Source organism: Pseudomonas sp. S3_B11 (genome assembly GCF_054667715.1).
Window position 1 is genome coordinate 6,602,845 of the sequence record NZ_CP162749.1, and the last position, 22,551, is coordinate 6,625,395.

Below are 22,551 nucleotides of genomic sequence, written 5' to 3' on the forward strand. Positions count from 1 at the left end.
AACACCCTATCCACTGAAGGTCTTGGCGGGCAAAAAACAAGCCGAGGATTATACCTGAGCTGTGACCTCACGCGCCAGTTGAGGTCGGGTTTGATGCGCAAACATTGCGGCTGAGTAAGTCGCGCAATTGGTTTTTCTCTTCGCTGGTCAACTCGCTCTGACGAGCTTTTCGCAGAAGTTGTTCCAGGTTTCGCTCGCGTTGGCGGGCGGATAAGCTAGTAATGGTGTCGAAAAACTGTTGTTCAAGGTTGTCTCCTTCAATCAGCCATTCCTTCTCGGCCAGGGCCTTCAACAGACGCCCCTGCTCGGTGCCGTGCCACCGTGCAATCAATTGGAAAGAGTTTAGCTTGGGGTTCTTCTGCACGGCTTCAAGGAGTGCAACCAGCAATTGCGTATTGCTGTGGTCCTCGGCGGCGAAGTGCCCGGCGTCCTCTACTTTTTCTGCCAGTTGCGGGTGATGCAGCAAGGTGCGCAAGGCGGCCAGTGTTGGTGGTTCGACGGCGGCCGGCACGCGCGGGGCACGTGGCTGGTCGCGATCGCCGCGCTTGCCGTTCTTGTCCCAGGGTTTCTTGTCCCATTTCTTGCCGCCACTGCCGGGTTTTTTCGGTGTCCATTCCTGCTGGGGGGCGTAATCCTGTTGGGGTTGATGATAGTCGGCGAAATCCGGCATCGCGTCGTAATCGACGCCCGGGTCATAAGCCGGTGGCGCCTCCTGGGGGGCGCTGTGCACCAATTGATTGACCGCTTCGCTGTTCAGGCCGGTGATCTCGGTCAGGCGCTGGCGCATGAGTGTGCGCAGGTTGGCACCGGGCACCTTGTCGATCAGCGGTGCCGCGAGGGTGGCCATGTGGGCCTTGCCTTCGAGGGAGCGTGGATCGGCTTCTTCGGTCAATTGCTGGAAAAAATAGTCGGCCAACGGTTGTGCGTGCTGGTTGATCCGCGCACGGAACGCGTCGGTACCTTCGGAGCGCACCAGGGTGTCCGGGTCCTCGCCCTCGGGCAGGAACAGGAAGCGTGCCCGGCGTCCGTCCTGCAGGCACGGCAATGTGGCCTCCAGTGCGCGCCAGGCGGCGTTACGGCCGGCCTGGTCGCCGTCGAAGCAGAACAGCACGTTGGGCACCACGCGAAACAGGCGCTTCATGTGCTCTTCGCTGGTGGCCGTGCCCAGGGTCGCCACGGCGTTGCGCAGGCCTTGCTGGGCCAGGGCAATAACGTCCATGTAGCCTTCGACGACAATGATTTCATCAAGATTGCGGTTGTTCTTGCGTGCTTCGTACAGGCCATAGAGTTCCTGGCCCTTATGGAACACCGGGGTTTCCGGGGAGTTCAGGTATTTCGGCTTGTCGTCCCCCAGCACCCGGCCACCAAAGGCGATGATCCGCCCGCGTGTGTCGCGGATCGGAAACATGACCCTGTCGCGGAAGCGGTCGTAGCGCTTGCCGGTTTCGGCATTTTCAATCAGCAGGCCGGCGTCGATCATGGCGCGCTGTTGCAGCGTATCGCTGCTTAGGTGCTTGTACAGGTTGTCCCAGCCGGGCGGGGCGAAGCCGAGGCCGAAGTCCCGGGCGATTTCGCCGGTCAGGCCGCGGCCCTTGAGATAATCCACCGCAGCCTTGCGTGCCGGATGGCTTTTGAGGGCCTGGCGATAAAAGTCCGCCGCCGCTGTCAGCAGTGGGTAAAGCGGAGAATCGGTCGGTTGGCGTGGCTTGTGCTGTCGACCGCTTTCCTCGCGGGGTATTTCCATGCCGGCGGCTTTGGCCAGTTCTTCGACGGCCTGGGGGAAGTCCAGGTTGTCGTGGTCCATGATGAAACCGAGGGCATTGCCGCCAGCGCCGCAGCCGAAGCAATAGTAGAACTGCTTGTCGGGGCTGACGCTGAAAGAAGGCGTTTTTTCTTTATGGAACGGGCAGCAAGCTGTGTAGTTCTTGCCCGCTTTCTTCATTTGCAGGCGAGAGCTGACCACGTCGACGATGTCGGTGCGGTTCAGGAGGTCGTCAATAAAGCTCTGGGGAATCAGCCCGGCCATGGCGTTCTCATCATCACTGCGCGAAATATGGACCCGAAATCGGCAGGCGTAACCGGGTCTGGGTTTGAGGCACGCTAAATCGGTGGCTCGACCGGGTCGTCTGCATCATCGCTGTCGGGAAGTGTATCTGCCGATAATCCACTGACGTTAATAACTATCAGTATTCGACTGTTTGAATGTGTTGCGCTGAATCCGGTAACGGCCGTTCAGGCCTCGGATAGCTCATGAAGCGGACACGCAGGCAGGTGCCTTGGGCTGATCGTCGTTAGAGGAATCAGGGTGTGCTCGTCGGTAGCCTTGGAAGGCTCGTCAGGAAAGACGTGCACCGCTGGCAAAAGAGCCAGGTCTGACGCGGTGAAGCAGGTTGTCTTGGTCGCGTCTGCGGCTTTGACAGTGAAGCATCAAGCGTTATTCCGCAAATGCCATAAGCCCGGCTTGAAGGCCGGGCTTGGCAGAAGCTTGCTACGGACGTCTGTGTATTAGTACAGACGTACGGCGCGGCGCTGCTCGCGCTGAACTTTCTTGGCGTGACGCTTAACAGCGGCTGCTGCCTTGCGCTTACGCTCAGAAGTCGGCTTCTCGTAGAATTCGCGGCTACGAACTTCAGCCAGAACACCGGCTTTTTCGCAGGAGCGCTTGAAACGACGCAGAGCTACGTCGAAGGGTTCGTTCTCTTTTACTTTGACGGCTGGCATCCAGAGCTACCTTCATTCATTACCGGGGTCAACATCCTCGCGGCAAAAGAGCACTTGAAGACGTCGGTTTTTAAGGGTTGCGGATGTTAACCCCTCAACGCTCGGAATGCAAAGCCTCTGATCGAAAACCGCTGGTCGGGGCACAACGCGGCGACTATTATGCGCGCCTTCGAATTCAGCCTCTACAAGGCGCAAACCCATGCTAGTACTGGGATTAGAAACCTCCTGCGACGAAACCGGTGTCGCACTTTACGACAGTGAACGTGGCCTGCTGGCCGATGCGCTGTTCAGCCAGATCGACCTGCACCGTGCCTACGGCGGGGTGGTGCCCGAGCTTGCCTCTCGCGATCACGTCAAGCGCATGCTGCCCTTGATCCGCCAGGTCCTGGCCGAAGCCGGCTGCGTGCCGACCGAGATCGACGGCATCGCCTACACCGCCGGCCCGGGCCTGGTGGGCGCGTTGCTGGTGGGCGCCTCCTGTGCCCAGGCGCTGGCCTTTGCCTGGGGGATTCCGGCCCTGGGCGTGCATCACATGGAAGGCCACCTGCTGGCGCCGATGCTGGAGTCGCAACCGCCGCAATTTCCGTTCGTCGCTTTGTTGGTATCGGGCGGCCATACGCAGCTCATTCGGGTCGATGGCATCGGCCAATACGAGTTGCTCGGCGAGACGCTCGATGATGCTGCCGGCGAAGCGTTCGACAAAACTGCAAAAATGATGGGCCTCAATTATCCCGGTGGGCCGGAAATCTCTCGGCTTGCGACGCAAGGGGTCGATGGGCGCTTCGTGTTCCCGCGGCCAATGTGCGACCGTCCCGGCCTGGATTTCAGTTTCAGCGGGTTGAAGACCTTTGCCCTGAACACCTGGCAGCAGTGCGTCAGCGTCGGGGACGACAGTGAGCAAGCCCGTTGCGACATCTCACTGGCGTTCCAGCAGGCCGTGGTGGAGACTTTGACCATCAAGTGCAAGCGTGCCCTCAAGCAGGCCGGGCTCAAGCGCCTGGTGATCGCGGGCGGCGTGAGCGCGAACAAGGCCTTGCGGACATCGCTGGAGAAAATGCTCGGCGACATGAAGGGCGACGTTTACTACGCCCGGCCGGAGTTCTGTACAGATAACGGCGCGATGATTGCCTTTGCCGGTTGTCAGCGCTTGCAGGCCGGCCAGCACGAAAGCCTGGCGATCAGCGTACAGGCGCGCTGGCCGATGGAGCAGTTGGCGCCGCTGTGAAACATCATTTAAAAATGCCGTTCGCGCCCGGCGAACAGGTCGCGTAGATTGCCCCGGTGACGCCAGACGATCAGCGCTACCAGTGCGGTCATTGGCAGCAAGGCCGCCGGTTCCTGCCAGGCCAGCAACGGCAGGGTCAGCGGTGTGGCGATCAGCGCGGCCAGGGAGCTGGTGCGGGTCAGGTAGAACGTCAGCAGCCAGGCACAGACAGCCAGCAGGGCGGCGGGCGGGTACAGGCCCAGCAGCATGCCGGCGGCGGTGGCGACACCCTTGCCGCCACGAAAGCGAAAGTACAGCGGGAATAGATGGCCGATGACGGCGCAGACGCCGATCCAGGCCTGTTGCTGCAACGAGAGCCCTGCGAGGCTGGCGATCAATACCGGGACAAGGCCTTTGCAGAGGTCGCCCAGCAGGGTCAGGATGGCGAGTTTGCGTCCGGCCAGGCGCAGCATGTTGGTGGCGCCGGCATTGCCTGAGCCACTCATTCGCGGATCCGGGCGACCGGTCAGGCGGCTGAGCAAAATGGCGAAGGACAGCGAGCCGAGCAGGTAGGCGAGAATCGCCAGTAACCAAAACATGCTAACTATTCCGGGCGAGGACGCCCTGATTCTAACGGCGCATTGCGCCCTTGTCGTGCTGCGGAGAAGAGTGCTTGGACAGAGTGTTTATCGAGGGCCTGGAAGTCGACACGGTAATCGGGGCCTACGACTGGGAGCGAGGCATTCGACAGTGCCTGCGGCTTGACCTGAGCTTCGCCTGGGACAACCGCCCGGCCGCTGCGGGTGACGACCTGACCCTGGCGCTCGACTACGCCAGCGTATCGTCGCGCATCCAGGCATTTGCCGAACAGGCGCAGTTCCAATTGGTCGAGACCTTTGCCGAGCGATTGGCCCAGGAGCTCATGGACGAGTTCAAGATCACCTGGCTGCGTCTGAAATTAACCAAGCCTGGCGCCGTACCGGCGGCCAGCGGCGTTGGTGTGGAGATCGAGCGCGGATGTCGCTGACTCAGGTTTTTCTCGGGCTCGGCAGCAATATCGAGCGCCAAACCCATCTGTGCGCCGGTCTTGAAGCCTTGGCCGGTTTCCTGGTGGACATCCGCTGTTCGGCCGTGTTCGAGAGCCAGCCGGTGGGTATCAAGAGCGGGCCATTCTTCAATTTCGTCGTCTCGGCCTTCACGGATCTGCCCCTGATGGAGCTGGATCGTCGTCTCAAGTTCATCGAGGCGGACAACGGTCGCTATGCGCCGGACCGCAAGGGGCTGCCGCTGGATATCGACGTGTTGTTGTATGGCGAACAGGTCGGCAACTTCGATGGGCTGATCCTGCCGCGCGCGGAAATCCTCAAGAACGCCTTCGTCCTATGGCCTTTGTCGTTGATCGCGCCGGATCGGATTCACCCAGGCGTGGGCAAAAGCTTCGCTACTTTGTGGGAGGAATCGCAGATCGACCAAGTGCTGGCGCCAGTGGCTTTCGAATGGCGAGGCCAGCAGCTTACGCCATCGAATCTGCGCTGAGGCGCCTGCCGCTATCGCGAGCAAGCTCGCTCCCACACAGGTATACCGAGATCCCTGTGGGAGCGAGCTTGCTCGCGATGACGGCGGAACATCCAGCCAAAATGCAAACTGACACGAACGCCCGTCAGCTCGCCGCTTCCTTGTAGCCTTTCAACGCCTTGAGGCGCTCGCGCTTGATCGCCTCACCCAGCTCCGGTCCCTTGAAGCCCTTCTCCAGCAAAGGCTGCACCGCCACCGCGCGGGCTGCTGCCGCTGCGCCCCGCAAATAATCAGCCTGTGGATAACTTCTGTCTTCAAGCCCTTTGCGCCCCCGTGCATCCATCTCGCAGGCTGCGATGAACTCCTCGAAGCGCTGAAGTCGACGGTACACATCGAAACTCTGCAGCAGCTCAAGCAAAGTTGACGCCTTGAGCTCCAGCGCGCGATGACCATGGGTGTGGTATTGGCCAACCAGTAACGCCAATTCCTGACAGTCGCGGGGAGCCTTGAAGCGTTCGTTGACCGCTTTGATCAGCTTCAGCCCCGTGTGCTCATGGGCGATGTGTCGTGGCCATTCGTGTCGGGGTGTCAGGCCTTTGCCCAGGTCATGGAGCAGGCAGGCCCAGCGGACCGTCAGCGGTTGTTGGTGCAGGGCGGCTTGTTCCAGCACGCTCAGGGTATGGACGCCGGTGTCGATTTCCGGGTGATGGGCTTCAGGCTGGGGCACGCCAAACAGCGCATCGACCTCTGGCATCAGGACCTTGAGGGCCGTGCAGTCGCGCAAGACCTGGATAAATACCTGTGGCTGTTTTTCCATGAGGGCGCGGGAAATTTCTTTCCAGCTGCGCTCGGCCGTCAGTGCTTCCAGTTCGCCGGAATCGCTGAGTTGGCGCATCAGTTCAAGGGTTTCGTCCGCCACCTTGAAACCCAGCGGAGCATAACGCGCGGCGAAGCGGGCAACCCGCAGGACTCGAAGGGGATCTTCGGCGAAAGCGGGGGAAACGTGGCGTAGCACGCGGGCTTCCAGATCGCGTTGACCATGGTACGGATCGGTCAGGTTGCCGTGGTCATCTTCGGCCATGGCGTTGATCGTCAGGTCCCGGCGAACCAGGTCCTCCTCCAGGGTCACTTCAGGGCTGGCATGGAACACGAAGCCGCCATAACCTCGGCCGCTCTTGCGTTCGGTGCGGGCGAGGGCGTACTCCTCGCCGCTCTTCGGGTCGAGGAATACCGGAAAATCGGCCCCCACTGGGCGAAATCCCTTGGCGAGCATTTCCTCGGCGGTGGCACCCACCACGACCCGATCGATGTCGGTGACGGGAATGCCCAGCAGGCGGTCGCGAACGGCGCCGCCGACTTTATAGATCTGCATAAAAAACCTCCGTTGGTCCGACAGGATAACCTTTGCGTCGGACGTCCGGAGGCGAAAACGGGATCAAAGATGAATGACGGCCAGATCCAGGCGACCGTAGTCTCCTTCGGCTTGTTCGCCTCTGGGTGGCACGTGATGGGTTTTCATCACTTGGTCGCCTTGCAGGGTTTCCAAGTGGATGTCGAAACCCCAGAGGCGATGCAGATGCTTGAGCACTTCGTCGGTGGAGTCGCCCAGCGGTTTGCGGTTGTGCGCCTGGTGCCGCAGGGTCAGCGAGCGATCTCCGCGGCGGTCGATGCTGTAGATCTGCACATTGGGCTCGCGATTGCCCAGGTTGTACTGCGCCGCCAGGGTTTCGCGAATGATGCGGTAGCCGCCCTCATCGTGAATGGCAGGTACCAGCAGGTCATCTTTCTGATCGTCATCGAGGATGCTGAACAGTTTCAGGTCGCGAATCACCTTGGGCGAGAGGTACTGCAGGATGAAGCTTTCGTCCTTGAAGCTGCTCATGGCGAATTTAATGGTGGACAACCAGTCCGAGCCAGCGATGTCCGGGAACCAGCGACGATCTTCCTCGGTGGGGTTTTCGCACATGCGCCGAATGTCGCGGTACATGGCGAAGCCCAGTGCGTAAGGATTGATACCGCTGTAGTACGGGCTGTCGAAGCCGGGCTGGAATACCACGCTGGTGTGGGAAGTCAGGAACTCGATCATGAAGCCGTCGGTGACCAGTCCCTCGTCGTACAGGTCGTTCATCAGCGTGTAGTGCCAGAACGTGGCCCAGCCCTCGTTCATGACCTGGGTTTGGCGCTGTGGATAGAAATACTGGGCGATCTTGCGCACGATGCGCACGATTTCCCGCTGCCACGGCTCAAGCAGCGGCGCATGTTTTTCAATGAAATAGAGAATGTTCTCCTGGGGTTCGGCAGGGAACCGGGCATTGTCTTTTTCGTTGTACTTGTCTGCACCTTTGGGAATGGTGCGCCACAGATCGTTGATCTGTTTTTGCAGGTGCTCTTCGCGATCCTTCTGGCGCCGGCGTTCTTCTTCGGCGGAAATCGGATATGGCCGCTTGTAGCGGTCCACGCCGTAGTTCATCAGGGCGTGGCAGGAGTCCAGCAGGTCCTCCACCGCGTCGATACCATGGCGTTCCTCGCATTGCATGATGTACTGCTTGGCGAACACCAGGTAATCGATGATCGAGCTGGCATCGGTCCAGGTGCGGAACAGGTAGTTGCCCTTGAAGAAGCTGTTGTGCCCATAGCAGGCATGCGCCACCACCAGGGCCTGCATGCAGATGGTGTTTTCTTCCATCAGGTAGGCGATGCACGGATCGGAGTTGATGACGATCTCATAGGCCAGCCCCATCTGGCCCCGGCTGTAGGATTTCTCGGTACTGAGGAAGTGCTTGCCGTAGGACCAGTGGTGATAGCCCAGCGGCATGCCGACCGACGCATAGGCGTCCATCATCTGCTCGGCGGTGATCACCTCGATCTGGTTCGGGTAGGTGTCGAGGGCATAACGGTCCGCGATACGGCTGATTTCGCGGTCGTAGGCCTTGATCAGCTCGAATGTCCATTCGGAGCCGGTGGAAATGGGCTGGCGCTTCTGCTCTTTTTTGGCGGTCATGTCACTAACCTGCGCTGGAAGAGTTCACGGAAGACCGGGTAGATATCCCCGGCCGAGACCAATTGCTGTTGGGCAAATGTGTCGGAAAAAGCTTCGGCAATCCGTTCGTATTCGTACCACAAGGCCTGATGTTCGCGTGGAGTAATTTCCACGTAGGTGTAGTACTGGACGAACGGCATGATCTGGTTGATCAGGATGTCGCGGCAGATTGGTGAATCGTCGTTCCAGTTGTCACCGTCCGACGCCTGGGCTGCATAGATGTTCCATTCGTTGGCGGGGTAGCGCTCGGCCATGATCTCCTGCATCAGCTTCAGGGCGCTGGAAACGATGGTGCCGCCGGTTTCCCTGGAATAGAAGAATTCCTCTTCGTCCACTTCCCGGGCACTGGTGTGATGGCGGATGAACACTACATCGATCTTGTCGTAGTTCCGTTTCAGGAACAGGTACAACAGGATAAAGAAACGCTTGGCGATGTCCTTGGTGGCTTGGGTCATGGAACCGGAGACGTCCATCAGGCAGAACATCACCGCCTTGGAGCTGGGGTTTGGTTGTTTCACCAGCAGGTTGTACTTGAGGTCGAACGTGTCGAGGAACGGTACGCGATGGATGCGGGCGCTGAGTTTCTCGATTTCCGCTTCAAGGTCCTGAATGTCGCCAAAATTGTCGGGTTCTTCGCGTTTCAGGCGGGCCAGTTCTTCCTTGGCCTCGCGCAGTTTGGCTCGGCTGCTGCCCGACAGCGCGATGCGCCGGGCGTGGGCTGAGCGAAGGGTGCGGATGATGTTGATGCGCGACGGATTGCCTTCATTGCTGATACCTGCACGCACGGTCTTGAACGTGTCGGTGCCGGTCAGGTTGCGCTTGACCAGGTTCGGCAGTTCCAGGTCCTCGAACATGAACTCCAGGAATTCCTCCTGGGTGATCTGGAACACGAACTCATCCATGCCTTCGCCGGAGTTGCCGGCCTTGCCGGGACCCTTGCCGCCGCCTCCGCCCTGGGGACGGGGGATGTGCTCGCCGCTGGTGAATTCCTTGTTGCCGGGGTGCACGACGGTCTGTTTGCCACCGCGACCATGGTGAAGCACCGGCTCGTCGATGTCGCGACCGGGGATGCTGATCTGTTCGCCGTGCTCCATATCGGTAATGGAACGCCGGCTGACCGCCTCTTCGACGGCCTTTTTGATGTGGTCACGGTAACGCCGCAGAAACCGTTGGCGGTTCACCGTGCTCTTGTTCTTGCCATTAAGGCGTCGGTCGATCACATAGCTCATAGGCCCCTCCGAGGGAGCTTCAAGTCGTAAGCCTCAAGCTGCAAGGGGCGTGGCGTCGAGCCATGGGCTCAACGCCGTTCCCTTACAGGCTGTAGCTAGAAGCTTGCCGCTGCTTACTGCGATTTCCGGACCCGCAGATACCACTCGGAGAGCAGTCGTACCTGTTTGTCGGTGTAGCCACGTTCGACCATGCGTGTGACAAAATCGTTGTGTTTTTGCTGGTCCTCCTTGCTGGCCTTGGCGTTGAAACTGATGACTGGCAGCAGGTCTTCGGTGTTGGAGAACATTTTCTTCTCGATGACCACCCGCAGCTTTTCATAGCTGAGCCAGGTTGGGTTCTTGCCGTTGTTGTTGGCCCGGGCGCGCAGTACGAAGTTGACGATCTCGTTGCGGAAGTCCTTCGGATTGCTGATGCCCGCCGGTTTCTCGATTTTTTCCAGTTCCTCGTTGAGGGCGACGCGATTGAGTATTTCGCCGGTTTCCGGGTCGCGGTATTCCTGGTCCTGGATCCAGAAGTCTGCGTACAGCACATAGCGGTCGAAGATGTTCTGGCCGTACTCGCTGTAGGACTCTAGGTACGCCGTCTGGATTTCCTTGCCGATGAACTCGATGTAGCGCGGGGCCAGGTATTCCTTGAGGAAGCGCAGGTAGCGCTCGCGGGTTTCGGCCTGGAATTGCTCTTGCTCGATCTGCTGTTCCAGCACATACAGCAGGTGAACCGGGTTGGCCGCGATCTCGTGAGGGTCGAAGTTGAAGACCTTGGACAGGATCTTGAACGCGAAACGTGTGGACAGTCCGTTCATCCCTTCATCGACCCCCGCGTTGTCGCGGTATTCCTGGATCGACTTGGCCTTCGGATCGGTGTCCTTGAGGTTTTCACCGTCGTACACGCGCATCTTCGAATAGATGTTGGAGTTTTCCGGTTCCTTGAGACGCGACAGCACCGTGAACTGGGCAAGCATCTTCAGGGTGTCGGGTGCGCAATGAGCCTTGGACAGCGAACTGTTGAACAGCAGCTTGTCGTAGATCTTCACCTCGTCGCTCACTCGCAGGCAGTACGGCACCTTGACGATGTAGATCCGGTCGATGAAGGCCTCGTTGTTCTTGTTGTTGCGGAAGGTATGCCATTCCGATTCGTTGGAGTGGGCCAGCAGGATGCCGGTGAACGGAATGGCCCCGAGGCCCTCGGTGCTGTTGTAGTTGCCTTCCTGGGTGGCGGTCAGCAGTGGGTGCAGCACCTTGATGGGCGCCTTGAACATTTCGACGAATTCCATCAGGCCCTGGTTGGCCCGGCACAGCGCGCCCGAATAGCTGTAGGCGTCGGCGTCGTTCTGTGGGAATTCTTCCAGTTTGCGGATATCGACCTTGCCCACCAGGGCGGAAATATCCTGGTTGTTTTCGTCACCCGGTTCGGTCTTGGCCACCGCGATCTGGTTGAGGATCGATGGGTAGAGCTTGACCACCTTGAACTGGCTGATGTCACCGCCGAACTCGGCCAGGCGCTTGGTTGCCCATGGCGACATGATGGTATTGAGATAGCGGCGTGGAATGCCGAAGTCTTCCTCGAGGATCGCGCCATCTTCAGTGGCGTTGAACAGACCCAGAGGCGATTCGAACACCGGCGAGCCCTTGATGGCGTAGAAGGGCACTTTTTCGATCAGTTGCTTGAGCTTCTCGGCCAGGGACGATTTACCACCACCCACGGGGCCGAGCAGATAAAGGATTTGTTTCTTCTCTTCCAGGCCTTGGGCGGCATGGCGGAAATAGGACACGATTTGTTCGATGCATTCTTCCATCCCGTGGAAGTCCGCAAAGGCCGGATAGCGGCGAATCACCTTGTTGGAAAAGATTCGCGAGAGCCTCGAATTGGTCGAGGTATCCAGCAGCTCCGGTTCTCCGATTGCCAGCAACAGACGCTCCGCAGCCGATGCATAGGCACTGCGGTCCTGCTTGCAGAGTTCGAGGTATTCCTGCAGCGAGTATTCCTCCTGCCGCGTGGACTCGAAACGTTGCTGGAAGTGGCTAAAAATGCTCATGACGTCACCTCGCTCGATACGTGGAGCCGGTGTCGGATCAATCAGTCGATGCTGGACAGCCGCTGGGAACCCAGTTGCCGTTTTACCCCCCAGAATGCTTTCAAGAATACAGGTTCTTGAAAGCTGACTCCCGATGACCCGCGCGCCGGTGTACCGGCTCTCCCCTGTTTTGGATGGCCTGAGGCTAAGGATAGTTCGGAATCGCGGAGGTAAAGGTGGAATACGTAATTAGTTATGGCAGACCGTTCGTCTGCCATCGCTCAAGCCCACGGTTCACGCGGGCTTGGACGGCATAAAAAATTATTCGTGATTGTCTTGCGCTGTTTCTGAAGGATAAGTCGCACGCCACAACTCGAAACCGCCGTCCAGGCTGTAGACGTCGCTGAAGCCCTGGCTGACCAGATAGGCGGCTGCGCTCTGGCTGGAGTTGCCGTGATAGCAGACCACGACCGTAGGTGCATCGAGGTCGGAGGCACGGATGAAGTCGGCGATGGAATGGTTATCCAGATGCCGGGAGCCACTGATATGCGAAGCCGCAAAAGTGGCTGGGTCGCGGACGTCGACGACGACCGCGCCTTGCTCGCGCAGGGCCTGGGCCTGTTCCGGGGGGATGCGTTTGAATTCGCTCATGAGGGGCTCCTGTAGCTGAAGCGCAACGCCGGTCAAACGGCAGTGCCGGCCGGCAATGGTGCAGTGGTCGGGTGATGGGTTTTGGCGTGGCCCTGTTCATCGCAATCGCAATGCAGTTGCTCGCCAGTGTCGACGTTCATCAGGGTCATGGCACTGCCCCACACGCAACCGGTATCGAGGGCGAAGACGCCGGGCTCGTCGGATTGGCCGCCCAGTGCCGCCCAGTGTCCGAAAATAATCTTCAGGTTACGGGTCTTGCGCTCACTGTGCTTGAACCAGGGGGCATAGCCGGGCGGCGCCGTCTCGATGCCTTCCTTGCCCTTGAGATCGAGCTTGCCGTCGCGGGTGCAGAAGCGCATGCGCGTGAAATAATTGGTGATGACGCGAAGACGAGCGCTGCCGGTGAGGTCGTTGTCCCACTTGACCGGCTCGTTGCCGTACATGCCATCCAGGTAGGGGGCGAACAGATTGTCGTCGCGCAATGCCTGTTCGACTTCGCCGGCGCACTTGAGCGCCTTGCGCAGGGACCATTGGGGCGGGATGCCGGCATGGACCAGTGCGAGGTTGCGCGCCTCGTCGTAGTGCATGAGCTTCTGCTGGCGCAACCACTCCAGCAGTTCAACGCAATCGGGGGCGTCGAGAATTTCGCTCAAGGTGTCGGACTTTTTCAGGCGCTCGATGTTCTGCCAGGCAGCCAGCAGATGCAGGTCGTGGTTGCCCAGCACGCACACCAGCGACTGACGAATACTGTAGAGAAAGCGCAACGTCTCGAGGGACTGCGGGCCACGGTTGACCAGGTCGCCCACCAGCCACAGCGTGTCTTTTTGAGAATCGAAAGCAACGCGCTCCAGCAGGCACTTGAGCGGATCGAGGCAGCCTTGCAGGTCGCCGACCGCATACGTAGCCATCAGTGCAGGGCTCCGGGCACGGCCAGGCGAAAAGGTTTGATGACGGCGTCGAAGCGTTTGCCGTCCTCGGCCAGCATCTGGTAGGTGCCCTGCATGGTGCCGACCTTGGTCGTCATCACCGTGCCGCTGCTGTAGCTGTGGCTTTTGCCAGCGTCGATCAACGGCTGCTGGCCGACCACACCTTCGCCGCGCACTTCTTCGACATGGCCATCGCCGTCGGTGATGATCCAATGACGTGACAGCAGCCTGGCCGGCAAGGAGCCGTTGTTGCGCACGGTAATGCTGTAGGCGAAAGCGAAGCGGTCATGCTCGGGTTGCGACTGTTCTGCCAGAAAACGGGTGGTGACGCTGACGTCGACCTGGTAACGAGGATCGGACATGCAAAAAGGCCTTAAAAACGAAGCGGGACGCGGGCGCGACTCAAGAGATCAGTCTAGGCCAAGTATCGGGTAGTAGACCAGACTGGCGTACTGCCCGATAGCGATCGTCACCCGTTCAGTTGGCGTCGACTTGCGGGGTGGCCTGTTCACTGAGCTTGTCGGCAAGGCGCACGAACGCTGCCAGGTCCAACTGCTCGGGGCGCAGGCTGCCATCGACGCCAGCGGCTTCGATTTCGGCGCTGCTGAGCAGCAGTTTCAAGGTGTTGCGCAAGGTTTTGCGGCGCTGGTTGAACGCTTCGCGCACCACCCGCTCCAGCAGGCGATGATCCTTGGCCGGGTGCGGCAGGACGGCGTGGGGCACCAGGCGGACAATGGCCGAGTCGACTTTCGGCGGAGGGTTGAATGCACCCGGGCCTACGTTGAACAGGTGTTCGACCCGGCAATGGTACTGGACCATGATCGACAGGCGACCCCAGTCACCACCGCCAGGGCCGGCGGCGAGGCGCTCGACCACTTCTTTTTGCAGCATGAAGTGCATGTCGCGGATCAGGCCGGCGTTGCTCAGCAGGTGGAAGATCAGTGGCGTGGAGATGTTGTATGGCAGGTTTCCCACCACCCGCAGGCTGTTCGGCGCGGCGTTCAGGCTATTGAAGTCGAACTTCAGCGCGTCGCCCTGATGCAGGCTGAAATTGCTCCGGCCGGCGAACTGCTGGTTGAGGATCGGCACCAGGTCCTTGTCCAGTTCCACCACGTCCAGTTGCGCGCCGCTGTCGAGCAGGCCCTCGGTCAGGGCGCCTTGGCCCGGGCCGATTTCCAGCAGGCGGTCGTCGGGCTTGGCCCGGATCGAGCGCAGGATGCGATCGATCACGCCGGCGTCATGCAGGAAGTTCTGGCCGAAACGCTTGCGCGCGCGGTGTTGGTATTGCTCGGTCATAAATGGGTCTCGGCCATCTGGTAGGCGGTTTCCAGCGCGACTTGCAGGCTGCCGGTATCGATCTTGCCGCTGCCGGCCAGGTCCAGGGCGGTGCCGTGGTCCACGGAGGTGCGGATGATCGGCAGGCCCAATGTCACGTTGACCGCCGCGCCAAAGCCTTTGTACTTCAGTACGGGCAGGCCTTGGTCGTGGTACATCGCCAGCACCGCGTCGCAGTGCTCCAGATATTTTGGGGTAAACAGAGTGTCGGCAGGCAGCGGGCCACGCAGGTCCATGCCCTCGCTGCGCAAGCGCTCCAAGGTGGGTTCGATGATGTCGATTTCTTCACGGCCCAGGTGTCCGCCTTCACCGGCATGGGGGTTGAGCCCACAGACGAGGATGCGTGGCTGGGCGATGCCGAATTTTTCCTGCAGGTCGGCGTGCAGGATGCGCGTGACCCGCTCCAGGCGTTGCGCGGTAATGGCGTCGGCGATGTCCCGCAAGGGCAGGTGAGTGGTCACCAGGGCCACTCGCAAGCCACGGGTGGCGAGCATCATCACCACTTGCGCGGTGTGGGTCAGTTCAGCCAGGAATTCGGTGTGCCCGGAAAAGGCAATCCCGGATTCGTTGATCACGCCTTTGTGCACGGGGGCGGTGATCATGCCGGCGAAGGCCCCGTCCAGGCAGCCTTGGCCGGCGCGGGTCAAGGTATCGAGGACGAACGCAGCGTTGGCCTTGTCCAACTGCCCTGTGACGACCGGAGCGCCCAGGGGCGTATCCCAGACATACAGGCTGTTGGCGGGCGCCGGGACGTCCGGCCAGGCCTGCGGTGTCACGGGCAACAGGTTGACGACCAGCCCCAGTTGCGCGGCCCGCTCAAGGAGCAGGTCGCGACTGGTGATGGCAATCAGGGGATGTGGCTGGGCTTGCGAGGCGAGCAGCAGGCACAGGTCGGGACCGATGCCGGCTGGTTCGCCGGGGGTCAGCGCGAAACGCTTGGGTTTCACTGCGCTGCCTGGTCTGCACCAGGGAGTTTGATTTCAACGTAGGCTTCGTCGCGAATCTGACGCAGCCAGGTTTGCAGCTCTTCGTCGTATTTGCGGTTGCGCAATACGGTCATCGCCTGCTGTTCGCGAGCCTGGGTGGTGCTGTCGGTGGCGCGGCGGCCGAGGACTTCCAGCACATGCCAGCCATAAGGGCTCTTGAACGGCTTGGACAGCTGGCCTTGCGGCGTGTCGGCCATGACCTGGCGGAATTCTGGAACCAGTGCATTGGGGTCAACCCAGTTCAGGTCGCCGCCGTTGAGGGCTGAGCCCGGGTCTTCCGAGAAGCTCTTCGCCAGTTCGGCAAAGTCTTCGCCCGCTTCGATGCGGTCGTAGAGTTTCTCCGCCAGGCGCTTGGTCTCGGCTTCGCTGCGAATCTCGCTTGGCTTGATCAGGATGTGGCGAACATGCACTTCGTCACGGACCTGGGTTCCGCCACCGCGCTTCTCCAGCACTTTCAGGATGATGAAGCCGCCTGGCGTACGAGCTGGCTGGGTGATATCGCCCACGGCCATGGCGCTCAGTTCGCGGTCGAACGGAGGCGGCAGTTGAGCGGGCTTGCGCCAGCCCATGTCACCGCCTTCCAGGGCGTTGTCGCTGCCGGACTTGGCAATGGCCATCTGACCGAAATCAGCGCCTTGCTTGAGCTGCTGGTAGACATCCATCGCCTGGCGATAAGCGCTCTGGATCGCTTCGGAGTTGGCGCTTTCCGGGGTAGGAATCAGGATGTTCGCCAAGTGCAGTTCTTCGGAAAGCTGCATCTTGCCCAGGTCCGAGGCGAGGAAGTTCTTCACTTCCTGTTCCGACACCTGGATGCGTTCGGCCACACGGCGCTGGCGCACACGGCTGATGACCATTTCACGGCGGATCTGATCGCGGGCGTCCTCGTAGGAGAGGCCGTCGCGGGCCAGGGCGGCACGGAACTGGTCGATGCTCATGTTGTTGCGCTGGGCAATGGTGCCGACGGCCTGGTTCAGTTCTTCATCGGTAATGCGAATGCCGGAGCGTTCGCCGATCTGCAACTGCAGGTTTTCGACAATCAGGCGTTCGAGCACTTGCTGGTCCAGTACGCCTGGTGGCGGCTGGCCACCGCCGCGCTTGGCGATGGTTTGCTGCACTTCATGGACGCGCTGGTCCAACTGGCTCTGCATGACCACGTCGTTGTCGACGATGGCCACCACTTTATCGATGGACTGTACCGCGGCGTTGGCCGCGGTACCCAGGAACAGCGCGCCCAGCATCAGCGGGCGCAGACAATCAGAAAGCTTGATCTTCACGTTCACGATAACCTTGGATGCCTTTGTCGAGGAAGCTCTCTACCTTGGCGCCGGTGAGGCCGCCGAGTCCCTTCAGAACAATTTGGAGGAAGACGCCGTGGTCGCCTTTTTCGTTTTCCGGGGCGGCTTGACTGAACTCTTCATAGTCGACCCAGTAACGGTTGATCAGGCGCAGTTTCCAGCAGCAGTTGTCGTATTCGAAACCACCGAAGGCTTCCAGGGTACGGTTGCGGTTGTAGTCATACTGCCAGCGGCTTATCGCGTTCCACTGCGGCACGATCGGCCAGATGACCGAGAAGTCGTGCTGTTTGATCTTGTAGTAGTCCTTCACGTAGCCAGGAGTGCCTGGGGTGCCATAGTCGCCGCCGCCCACTTGCCACTGGCCAGTGGTCTGGTCGTAGCGAATCTGGTCGTTGCGATAGCGATAACCGGCATTGATAACCTTGTTCGGGTTGTCTTCAGGCTGGTAGTGGAACATCGCGCTGCCCGAGCGAGGGCTGTGGGAATCTGGGTCCCAGTTGTAGTCGGCGGTCGTGCGCCAATCGCGGTTCCAGCGGTATTCGTATTCCAGCGCGTAAGGCGAAACGTTCGAATGCGCGTCTTCGCGAGTCCTGGCGTCAATGCCGGGCAATTGGACCTCGCGGTCCTTGAAGTACAAGGCCTGGCCAACGCTGATGCGCTGACGCTCGAAGCCGTTTTCTTCGATCCAGCGGTTGGTCACGCCCAGCGACAGCTTGTTCTCGTCGCCGACACGGTCGGAACCGGTGAAGCGGTTATCCCGGAACAGAGAGGAGTAGTTGAAGGTGCTTTCGCTGGTGTCGAAGACCGGAATGTCGCTCTGGTCTTTCTCTGGCACATAGAGGTAGTACAGGCGTGGTTCCAATGTCTGGCGATAGTTCTTGCCGAACCACTGGGTGTTGCGGTCGAAGTACAGGCCGCTGTCGATGCTGGCGATTGGAACGCCACGGCTCTGATTCCTGCTGTAGGTGCCGTTCAGGCGATCACCTTCAGCGCCTTGGTTGGCGATGTCTTGTTTACCTTGGCTATCCAGATCCAGGTCGTATTGGGTGTATTGGTACTTGAGCGACGGCTTGATGAAACCATAGCTTGCATTCATCGGCAGGCTGACGACGGGGGCCAGATTCATCCGGTCGCCGGTTGCGCGGGCCAGACCCTGGACGTTCCGGTCCAGGAATGGCTCGGTGTTACCGTTTTCATCCGTATAGTCGCCGGTCCTCAAATCACGATCAAACCGCACAAACTCGGTGTTATAGGCGAAATCCAGGCCCCCCGGATGTTGCGGAAGGGCACCGTTGAAGGTGATCTGTGGCAAACGGTCATAAGGCGTGATGTTCGAAATCGTGGCCATTTGATAGGCCTGGACGTTCAAGCGCGCCGTATAGGTATCGCCGCGATAGCTGACCGCACCCTGCTGGTTCACATAATCCCTGGACTCGACACCGATCTGGTCGGTCTGCAGATCCTGGAAGTAGTAAGGGTCGCTGATCTTGGTGTAGTCGACTTCAGTCGCCACGCGGGAGTCCAGGCCACCCTTGTGTTGCCAGTTGTACATGTAGCGAGTCTTGCTGTAGTCGGTCTGCTTGGCGCGTTCGTCTTCTTCGTCATTGAGGTACGCCGCGCCGAACTGACCTTCGCTGGACTTGGTCAGGTAGCGGAATTCGCCTTCCATCAACAGGCCGCGCTTGCTCATGTAGCGCGGGTACAACGTGGCATCGTAGTTCGGTGCCAGGTTGAAGTAGTACGGAGTGACCAGCAGGAAGCCGGTGTCGCTGCCGCTGCCGATGGTCGGCGGCAGGAAGCCGGACTGGCGACGGTCGTCGATCGGGAAATAAATATAAGGCGTGTACAGGACTGGAATGTCCTTGACCCGCAGCGTGACGTTGGTCGCGGTACCGAAGCCGGTGGCCGGGTTCAGGGTGATGTTGTTGCCCTTGAGCGTCCAGGCGTTGCTGTTCGGTTCGCACGTGGTGTACGTACCGTCCTTGAGACGGATGATCGCGTTCTCGGCGCGCTTGGCGTACAACGCGTTACCGCGGATGCGTGACTTGTGCATCACGTATTCGGCGTTGTCGACCTTGGCTTCGCCGGTGTCCAGCTGCACATCGGCGTGGTCGCCGACGATCAGTGCTCCGTTGTCGCGAACCCGCACGTTGCCGCTCAGCTCGCCACGATTTTCGGCCTGGTACAGGCTGGCCTCGTCGGCCTCGACCTGCATGCTGCCCTGGCGCATGACCACGTCACCGGCCAGGGTCGCCACCTGTTCTTCCTGCTGATAGCGTGAAGCCTTGGCGCCGAGGAAGGTGGGGGCGTCGCTCTTGGCCGTCTTGTCGTTCATGCCAGGACGAGTCGGCTCGATATAGGCACCCGAGCAGTAAGGCCCGGTTTCAGCCAATTGCGCAGGGGTGAGGTTCTCTCGTGGAACCCAATCCAGGTGACTGTAGTCTGCACTGCGCGACTTCAGGCCATGGCCCTTGGCTTCGGTAACGAGCATCGGCTTTTCGCCGGCTTCCTCGCCCGAGCTGCTGTCGGCCGGAGCCGCGCCGCTGTCGGAAACCGCACTGCCGTCATGCACGGGACGCGGCGGCAACGCGGCGGCCGGTGTCTTGGGCGCACAGTCCCAGGCACCCGAAGCGGAGACGGAGCAGTCATACTGCTGCGCCGCGACGACGAATGAAGAGGCCAGGGGTTGCAGGGCCAGCAGACTGCCGGTAACCAGCAACGGAAATTTTTTACGAAACGCGGGGGATTTCAATGCCATCTTATTAGTCCGGGCTTCCTGCGTGCCATCTGCCCGCGGTGTGGGCCGCACGCCTCTCGATGGTCTGAAAGTTGGGTAGGAACAGACCATTTCTGGCCTGCTCCCCCCTAAAAACCGTACGTGCGCCTTTCAGCGCATACGGCTCAAGTCTCTACTTAACCCCCGAAATCGGGAGCCGGTTTGTTCACTGTTAGCCCACGAGCATGAAGCTGCTGGTGGCAAATGGGATGCAATAGTACCCGGTTGCTTAGCGAGTCACCACCGCCTTGTGAGCGATAAATGATGTGGTGGTCGTGCCACCCCGTCTCCCTGGTTATCGGGTTCTTGCACAGTAAACACAGACCTTTTTGCGATTGAAACAGGTTTGATACTTGTTTACGGTATTTCAGCTTCCCGAGCATCCGGGACATCCGCAGTTTCTCGCCCATTTCCTCCATCGAAGGATCGAACGGGTTGTACTCCCCGCTGATTTTTCTGTGCCTCTCGATCGGCGTAGCCTCAAGGGTGTATAGCCTGATCTCCTCTTTGTCCCCAGTCTCTGTCAGTAACGTGGTGCAGAACACCCAGTTTCGACCCTCGATGAGTTGGAAATACTTCTTCCTGATCCAGTCGAGGTTTTTGTTCGGGTGTCGCCGTTTTGCCCAGCGCCATAGCGCTTGGAATATTTGAAAGTCCATGCGGCTGTACGCCTTCTTGGCGACTACTGGCTGGTGATAGAACGCCCAGCCTCGCAGCATCGGGTTCAGCAATCGGATCAGATCCTCTTGCGTCACCGCTTTGTTGGTGCTGATGACCTCCTTGGCCTTGCGATAGAACGCTTTCACGTTTTTCTTGCTCGGCTTGATCAGAAGCTTCCCGCCGTACTTGCGGAAATTCCAACCCAGAAAGTCAAAGCCTGCATCTATATGGACGACATGGGTTTTCTCAGGGGATAACTGCAATCCGCGCACCGCGAGGAACTGCTCCACCCAAGGTTTGACTTCGCTATCGAGCACCTCTTTCGATTCGCCAGTGATCACAAAATCGTCCGCATATCGCACTACATTGATTTTCAGCTTCTTGGCCCGTGTCACGCCCAGATATCGCTTGAGCTGTGTTTCCAGGCCATCCAGCACCATGTTTGCCAAGGTCGGCGAGATAATCCCGCCTTGAGGTGTACCGGCATCCGTTGCCTGAAGCTGGCCTTTATGGATCACGCCTGCTTTCAACCATTTGCGAAGAACCATTTTGTCCGTAGGGACGTGGTGGATCAGCCAGTCGTGGTTGATATGGTCAAAGCAGCCCTTGATGTCCGCTTCCAAAACCCATTTGGCCGATAGCCTCTTGGACAGGCAAACGAACAACTGCCCCATCGCATCCGTCGTCGAGCGTTCGATCCTGAAGCCGTAGCTATTGGGATCACCCGTGGTTTCTGCGATGGGCGCCAGAGCAAGCAAGTACAACGCCTGCATTGCCCTGTCAGTCATGGTCGGGATGCCCAAAGGGCGCTCCTTTCCATTCGACTTTGGGATAAACACTCGCCGTAGCGGCCGAGGTTTATACCCGTGGCGCTTCAATCCATCTGCCGCTTTCCATTTGGCATCCGGTGTATCCCAGAGCACGCGGTCGACTCCCGCCGTGCGCTTACCCTGGTTTTCAGTGACTCGCCGTACGGCCAAGTATCTGGCCGAGCGTGAGCGGGTCAGCATCCGTTGCAAGGCTTTCACCCTGCGCCAGTTGCCTTCCCGACAAGCCTTCGCAATCCGTATCTGCATTGCCCGAACGTTCCGCTGAACGCGACACCAGTCGATGTCGTGCCATTGCTGCGGAACGTCGGAAGGCGCAGACACGGCCATTTGGCTGTGTTCTATCATGCTGCCTTCCTCTCAGATGACCCTGAGCAAAAGACGTACGCATCCCCTGATGGGGAGGGGCGCTCCCGTCAGGGTTGGACTATTGGAAGGTCCGGTATTTCTGGACCTCGAAGTTCATTGAAACAGGCTCAATCAGCATTCATGCGACGAAAGACCACGCAGAAGTCTGCCCGGTTTCCCGTGGGATAATGTTCCAATCCCTATCCGAACCATTACAGCCCGGCGTTCGCTTTCTCTGCGATCCCATACCCGCACAGCCAACAGTTCACCTTGCGGTTTGCCTGCCCGAAGGCAGCCATACGGGCTTACCACGTTCCCTGACTGTCACACGACTGGTTTAGGACCTGCCTTTTCGCCGGAGGCTTGTGCAGCGACGTATTCCCACATCCCACAGGAATATCTGGCCTCGTACCTTTTGGTTCATGCCTGACAGCAGTTTGGGCATGGTTATCCTTACGGCGTTTATCAGCAGTTCACTTACGTTGCCCTTGCCAGCCAGCCTAGCGCCTCAACCCGGTACTGCTCCGAGCATCCATGACTTGCCTCGCAGCAAGATCACGCCCTGACGGGGGCTACATTGTCGGAAGAGCTTCATACCCCACCGTTACCAGTGACGCATGTCTTCCTAGGCTATCGTTGGTCGCACAACGAGTCCGCTACTGTTCAGTGACTGCAACAGTTGGACAATGACAGACAGAACTTTCGCTCATGTCTCCAGTTGAAATGGACAAGGACCGTAGGAAAACGGCTTGTCTGGGTGATGTTCCCCCTATTTGCAGAAGGAGGAACCCCTGCGGGGATTCTTCCCGTCAGAGTAAGGCCATGAGGCCGATGTGATGAAGTAAGCACTCCCAGTCCGAAATCCGGACCATAACCACGCTTCCGAGTGCTAAGTGGTTTTGGGTTCGCTATTGCGCCGCAGCGACAACGAGTCTTTTTAAGCGAAGGACTCCTTGGGCGGTTTTGTTTCCCGAATTGGCTGCCGGGCTGTTGGTTCCTTTGCAAGAACCCTTCACGATGACT

At 59.5% G+C, this 22,551-nt stretch carries 18 protein-coding genes; 3 read left to right on the plus strand and 15 right to left on the minus strand.

Annotated elements, in window-relative coordinates; all coding sequences use genetic code 11:
• Positions 1 to 67 precede the first annotated feature (67 nt).
• Entirely contained in the window at positions 68 to 2,026 is a 1,959-nt protein-coding gene (gene dnaG / locus AB4O22_RS29565; protein WP_003206194.1) for a DNA primase, read from the minus strand.
• A gap of 479 nt (positions 2,027 to 2,505) precedes the next feature.
• Positions 2,506 to 2,721 carry a 30S ribosomal protein S21 gene (rpsU, locus tag AB4O22_RS29570; RefSeq protein WP_002551877.1) on the minus strand — a complete coding sequence of 72 codons (216 nt, stop codon included), beginning with the start codon at positions 2,719 to 2,721 and terminating at the stop codon, positions 2,506 to 2,508.
• 199 nt (positions 2,722 to 2,920) lie between these two features.
• On the opposite strand from rpsU, the gene tsaD reads away from it, so the two are divergent.
• Positions 2,921 to 3,946 (plus strand): tRNA (adenosine(37)-N6)-threonylcarbamoyltransferase complex transferase subunit TsaD, encoded by a 1,026-nt coding sequence (gene tsaD / locus AB4O22_RS29575; protein WP_003206192.1) that lies wholly within the window; start codon positions 2,921 to 2,923, stop codon positions 3,944 to 3,946.
• A gap of 8 nt (positions 3,947 to 3,954) precedes the next feature.
• On the opposite strand, the gene plsY is transcribed toward tsaD, so the two are convergent.
• Positions 3,955 to 4,524 (minus strand): glycerol-3-phosphate 1-O-acyltransferase PlsY, encoded by a 570-nt coding sequence (gene plsY, locus AB4O22_RS29580; RefSeq protein WP_003206189.1) that lies wholly within the window; start codon positions 4,522 to 4,524, stop codon positions 3,955 to 3,957.
• A 74-nt stretch (positions 4,525 to 4,598) separates the two neighbouring features.
• On the opposite strand from plsY, the gene folB reads away from it, so the two are divergent.
• The gene (gene folB / locus AB4O22_RS29585; RefSeq protein WP_003206187.1) at positions 4,599 to 4,952 is read left to right on the plus strand and encodes a dihydroneopterin aldolase; all 354 of its coding nucleotides are present in this window, start codon (positions 4,599 to 4,601) and stop codon (positions 4,950 to 4,952) included.
• Entirely contained in the window at positions 4,943 to 5,461 is a 519-nt protein-coding gene (gene folK / locus AB4O22_RS29590) for a 2-amino-4-hydroxy-6-hydroxymethyldihydropteridine diphosphokinase (RefSeq protein ID WP_003206185.1), read from the plus strand. The genes folB and folK overlap by 10 nt, the downstream gene beginning before the upstream one ends.
• A gap of 124 nt (positions 5,462 to 5,585) precedes the next feature.
• On the opposite strand, the gene AB4O22_RS29595 is transcribed toward folK, so the two are convergent.
• The 12 genes from AB4O22_RS29595 to ltrA all read right to left on the minus strand — a co-directional run bounded on the left by AB4O22_RS29595 (position 5,586) and on the right by ltrA (position 21,528).
• On the minus strand, positions 5,586 to 6,812 hold the full coding sequence (locus AB4O22_RS29595; RefSeq protein ID WP_460095672.1) for a multifunctional CCA addition/repair protein: 1,227 nt from the start codon (positions 6,810 to 6,812) through the stop codon (positions 5,586 to 5,588).
• 63 nt (positions 6,813 to 6,875) lie between these two features.
• Positions 6,876 to 8,441, minus strand: a complete 1,566-nt coding sequence (locus AB4O22_RS29600; RefSeq protein ID WP_003206181.1) for a SpoVR family protein — start codon at positions 8,439 to 8,441, stop codon at positions 6,876 to 6,878.
• Complete coding sequence (locus tag AB4O22_RS29605; RefSeq protein ID WP_003206179.1) at positions 8,438 to 9,709, minus strand: YeaH/YhbH family protein; 1,272 nt, start codon at positions 9,707 to 9,709, stop codon at positions 8,438 to 8,440. The genes AB4O22_RS29600 and AB4O22_RS29605 overlap by 4 nt, the downstream gene beginning before the upstream one ends.
• Before the next feature lie 113 nt (positions 9,710 to 9,822).
• A complete protein-coding gene (locus AB4O22_RS29610) occupies positions 9,823 to 11,745 on the minus strand; it encodes a PrkA family serine protein kinase (protein WP_003206178.1) in 1,923 nt (640 codons plus the stop codon).
• Positions 11,746 to 12,045: 300 nt separating this feature from the next.
• Entirely contained in the window at positions 12,046 to 12,375 is a 330-nt protein-coding gene (gene glpE / locus AB4O22_RS29615; RefSeq protein ID WP_460105824.1) for a thiosulfate sulfurtransferase GlpE, read from the minus strand.
• Between the two features lie 32 nt (positions 12,376 to 12,407).
• Positions 12,408 to 13,283: a symmetrical bis(5'-nucleosyl)-tetraphosphatase gene (locus AB4O22_RS29620; protein ID WP_363808143.1), complete on the minus strand. Its 876-nt coding sequence runs from the start codon at positions 13,281 to 13,283 to the stop codon at positions 12,408 to 12,410.
• On the minus strand, positions 13,283 to 13,663 hold the full coding sequence (gene apaG, locus AB4O22_RS29625; protein WP_003206172.1) for a Co2+/Mg2+ efflux protein ApaG: 381 nt from the start codon (positions 13,661 to 13,663) through the stop codon (positions 13,283 to 13,285). The genes AB4O22_RS29620 and apaG overlap by 1 nt, the downstream gene beginning before the upstream one ends.
• Before the next feature lie 115 nt (positions 13,664 to 13,778).
• Positions 13,779 to 14,597, minus strand: a complete 819-nt coding sequence (gene rsmA, locus AB4O22_RS29630; protein WP_223471394.1) for a 16S rRNA (adenine(1518)-N(6)/adenine(1519)-N(6))-dimethyltransferase RsmA — start codon at positions 14,595 to 14,597, stop codon at positions 13,779 to 13,781.
• Complete coding sequence (pdxA, locus tag AB4O22_RS29635) at positions 14,594 to 15,583, minus strand: 4-hydroxythreonine-4-phosphate dehydrogenase PdxA (protein ID WP_460095673.1); 990 nt, start codon at positions 15,581 to 15,583, stop codon at positions 14,594 to 14,596. Before pdxA ends, rsmA begins: the two co-directional genes overlap by 4 nt.
• Positions 15,580 to 16,896: a peptidylprolyl isomerase SurA gene (gene surA / locus AB4O22_RS29640; RefSeq protein WP_223471393.1), complete on the minus strand. Its 1,317-nt coding sequence runs from the start codon at positions 16,894 to 16,896 to the stop codon at positions 15,580 to 15,582. Before surA ends, pdxA begins: the two co-directional genes overlap by 4 nt.
• A complete protein-coding gene (locus tag AB4O22_RS29645) occupies positions 16,877 to 19,675 on the minus strand; it encodes an LPS-assembly protein LptD (protein ID WP_460095674.1) in 2,799 nt (932 codons plus the stop codon). Before AB4O22_RS29645 ends, surA begins: the two co-directional genes overlap by 20 nt.
• A gap of 155 nt (positions 19,676 to 19,830) precedes the next feature.
• The gene (ltrA, locus tag AB4O22_RS29650) at positions 19,831 to 21,528 is read right to left on the minus strand and encodes a group II intron reverse transcriptase/maturase (RefSeq protein WP_460095675.1); all 1,698 of its coding nucleotides are present in this window, start codon (positions 21,526 to 21,528) and stop codon (positions 19,831 to 19,833) included.
• Between the last annotated feature and the right edge of the window lie 1,023 nt (positions 21,529 to 22,551).

Coding starts and splice junctions, on each gene's coding strand:
- AB4O22_RS29595 (WP_460095672.1), bottom strand. CDS start 6,812: ATGCAGATCTATAAAGTCGGCGGCGCCGTTCGCGACCGCCTGCTGGGC.
- AB4O22_RS29620 (WP_363808143.1), bottom strand. CDS start 13,283: ATGGCTACGTATGCGGTCGGCGACCTGCAAGGCTGCCTCGATCCGCTC.
- AB4O22_RS29645 (WP_460095674.1), bottom strand. CDS start 19,675: ATGGCATTGAAATCCCCCGCGTTTCGTAAAAAATTTCCGTTGCTGGTT.
- AB4O22_RS29600 (WP_003206181.1), bottom strand. CDS start 8,441: ATGACCGCCAAAAAAGAGCAGAAGCGCCAGCCCATTTCCACCGGCTCC.
- dnaG (WP_003206194.1), bottom strand. CDS start 2,026: ATGGCCGGGCTGATTCCCCAGAGCTTTATTGACGACCTCCTGAACCGC.
- tsaD (WP_003206192.1), top strand. CDS start 2,921: ATGCTAGTACTGGGATTAGAAACCTCCTGCGACGAAACCGGTGTCGCA.
- AB4O22_RS29605 (WP_003206179.1), bottom strand. CDS start 9,709: ATGAGCTATGTGATCGACCGACGCCTTAATGGCAAGAACAAGAGCACG.
- AB4O22_RS29610 (WP_003206178.1), bottom strand. CDS start 11,745: ATGAGCATTTTTAGCCACTTCCAGCAACGTTTCGAGTCCACGCGGCAG.
- ltrA (WP_460095675.1), bottom strand. CDS start 21,528: ATGATAGAACACAGCCAAATGGCCGTGTCTGCGCCTTCCGACGTTCCG.
- rpsU (WP_002551877.1), bottom strand. CDS start 2,721: ATGCCAGCCGTCAAAGTAAAAGAGAACGAACCCTTCGACGTAGCTCTG.
- folK (WP_003206185.1), top strand. CDS start 4,943: ATGTCGCTGACTCAGGTTTTTCTCGGGCTCGGCAGCAATATCGAGCGC.
- apaG (WP_003206172.1), bottom strand. CDS start 13,663: ATGTCCGATCCTCGTTACCAGGTCGACGTCAGCGTCACCACCCGTTTT.
- rsmA (WP_223471394.1), bottom strand. CDS start 14,597: ATGACCGAGCAATACCAACACCGCGCGCGCAAGCGTTTCGGCCAGAAC.
- glpE (WP_460105824.1), bottom strand. CDS start 12,375: ATGAGCGAATTCAAACGCATCCCCCCGGAACAGGCCCAGGCCCTGCGC.
- plsY (WP_003206189.1), bottom strand. CDS start 4,524: ATGTTTTGGTTACTGGCGATTCTCGCCTACCTGCTCGGCTCGCTGTCC.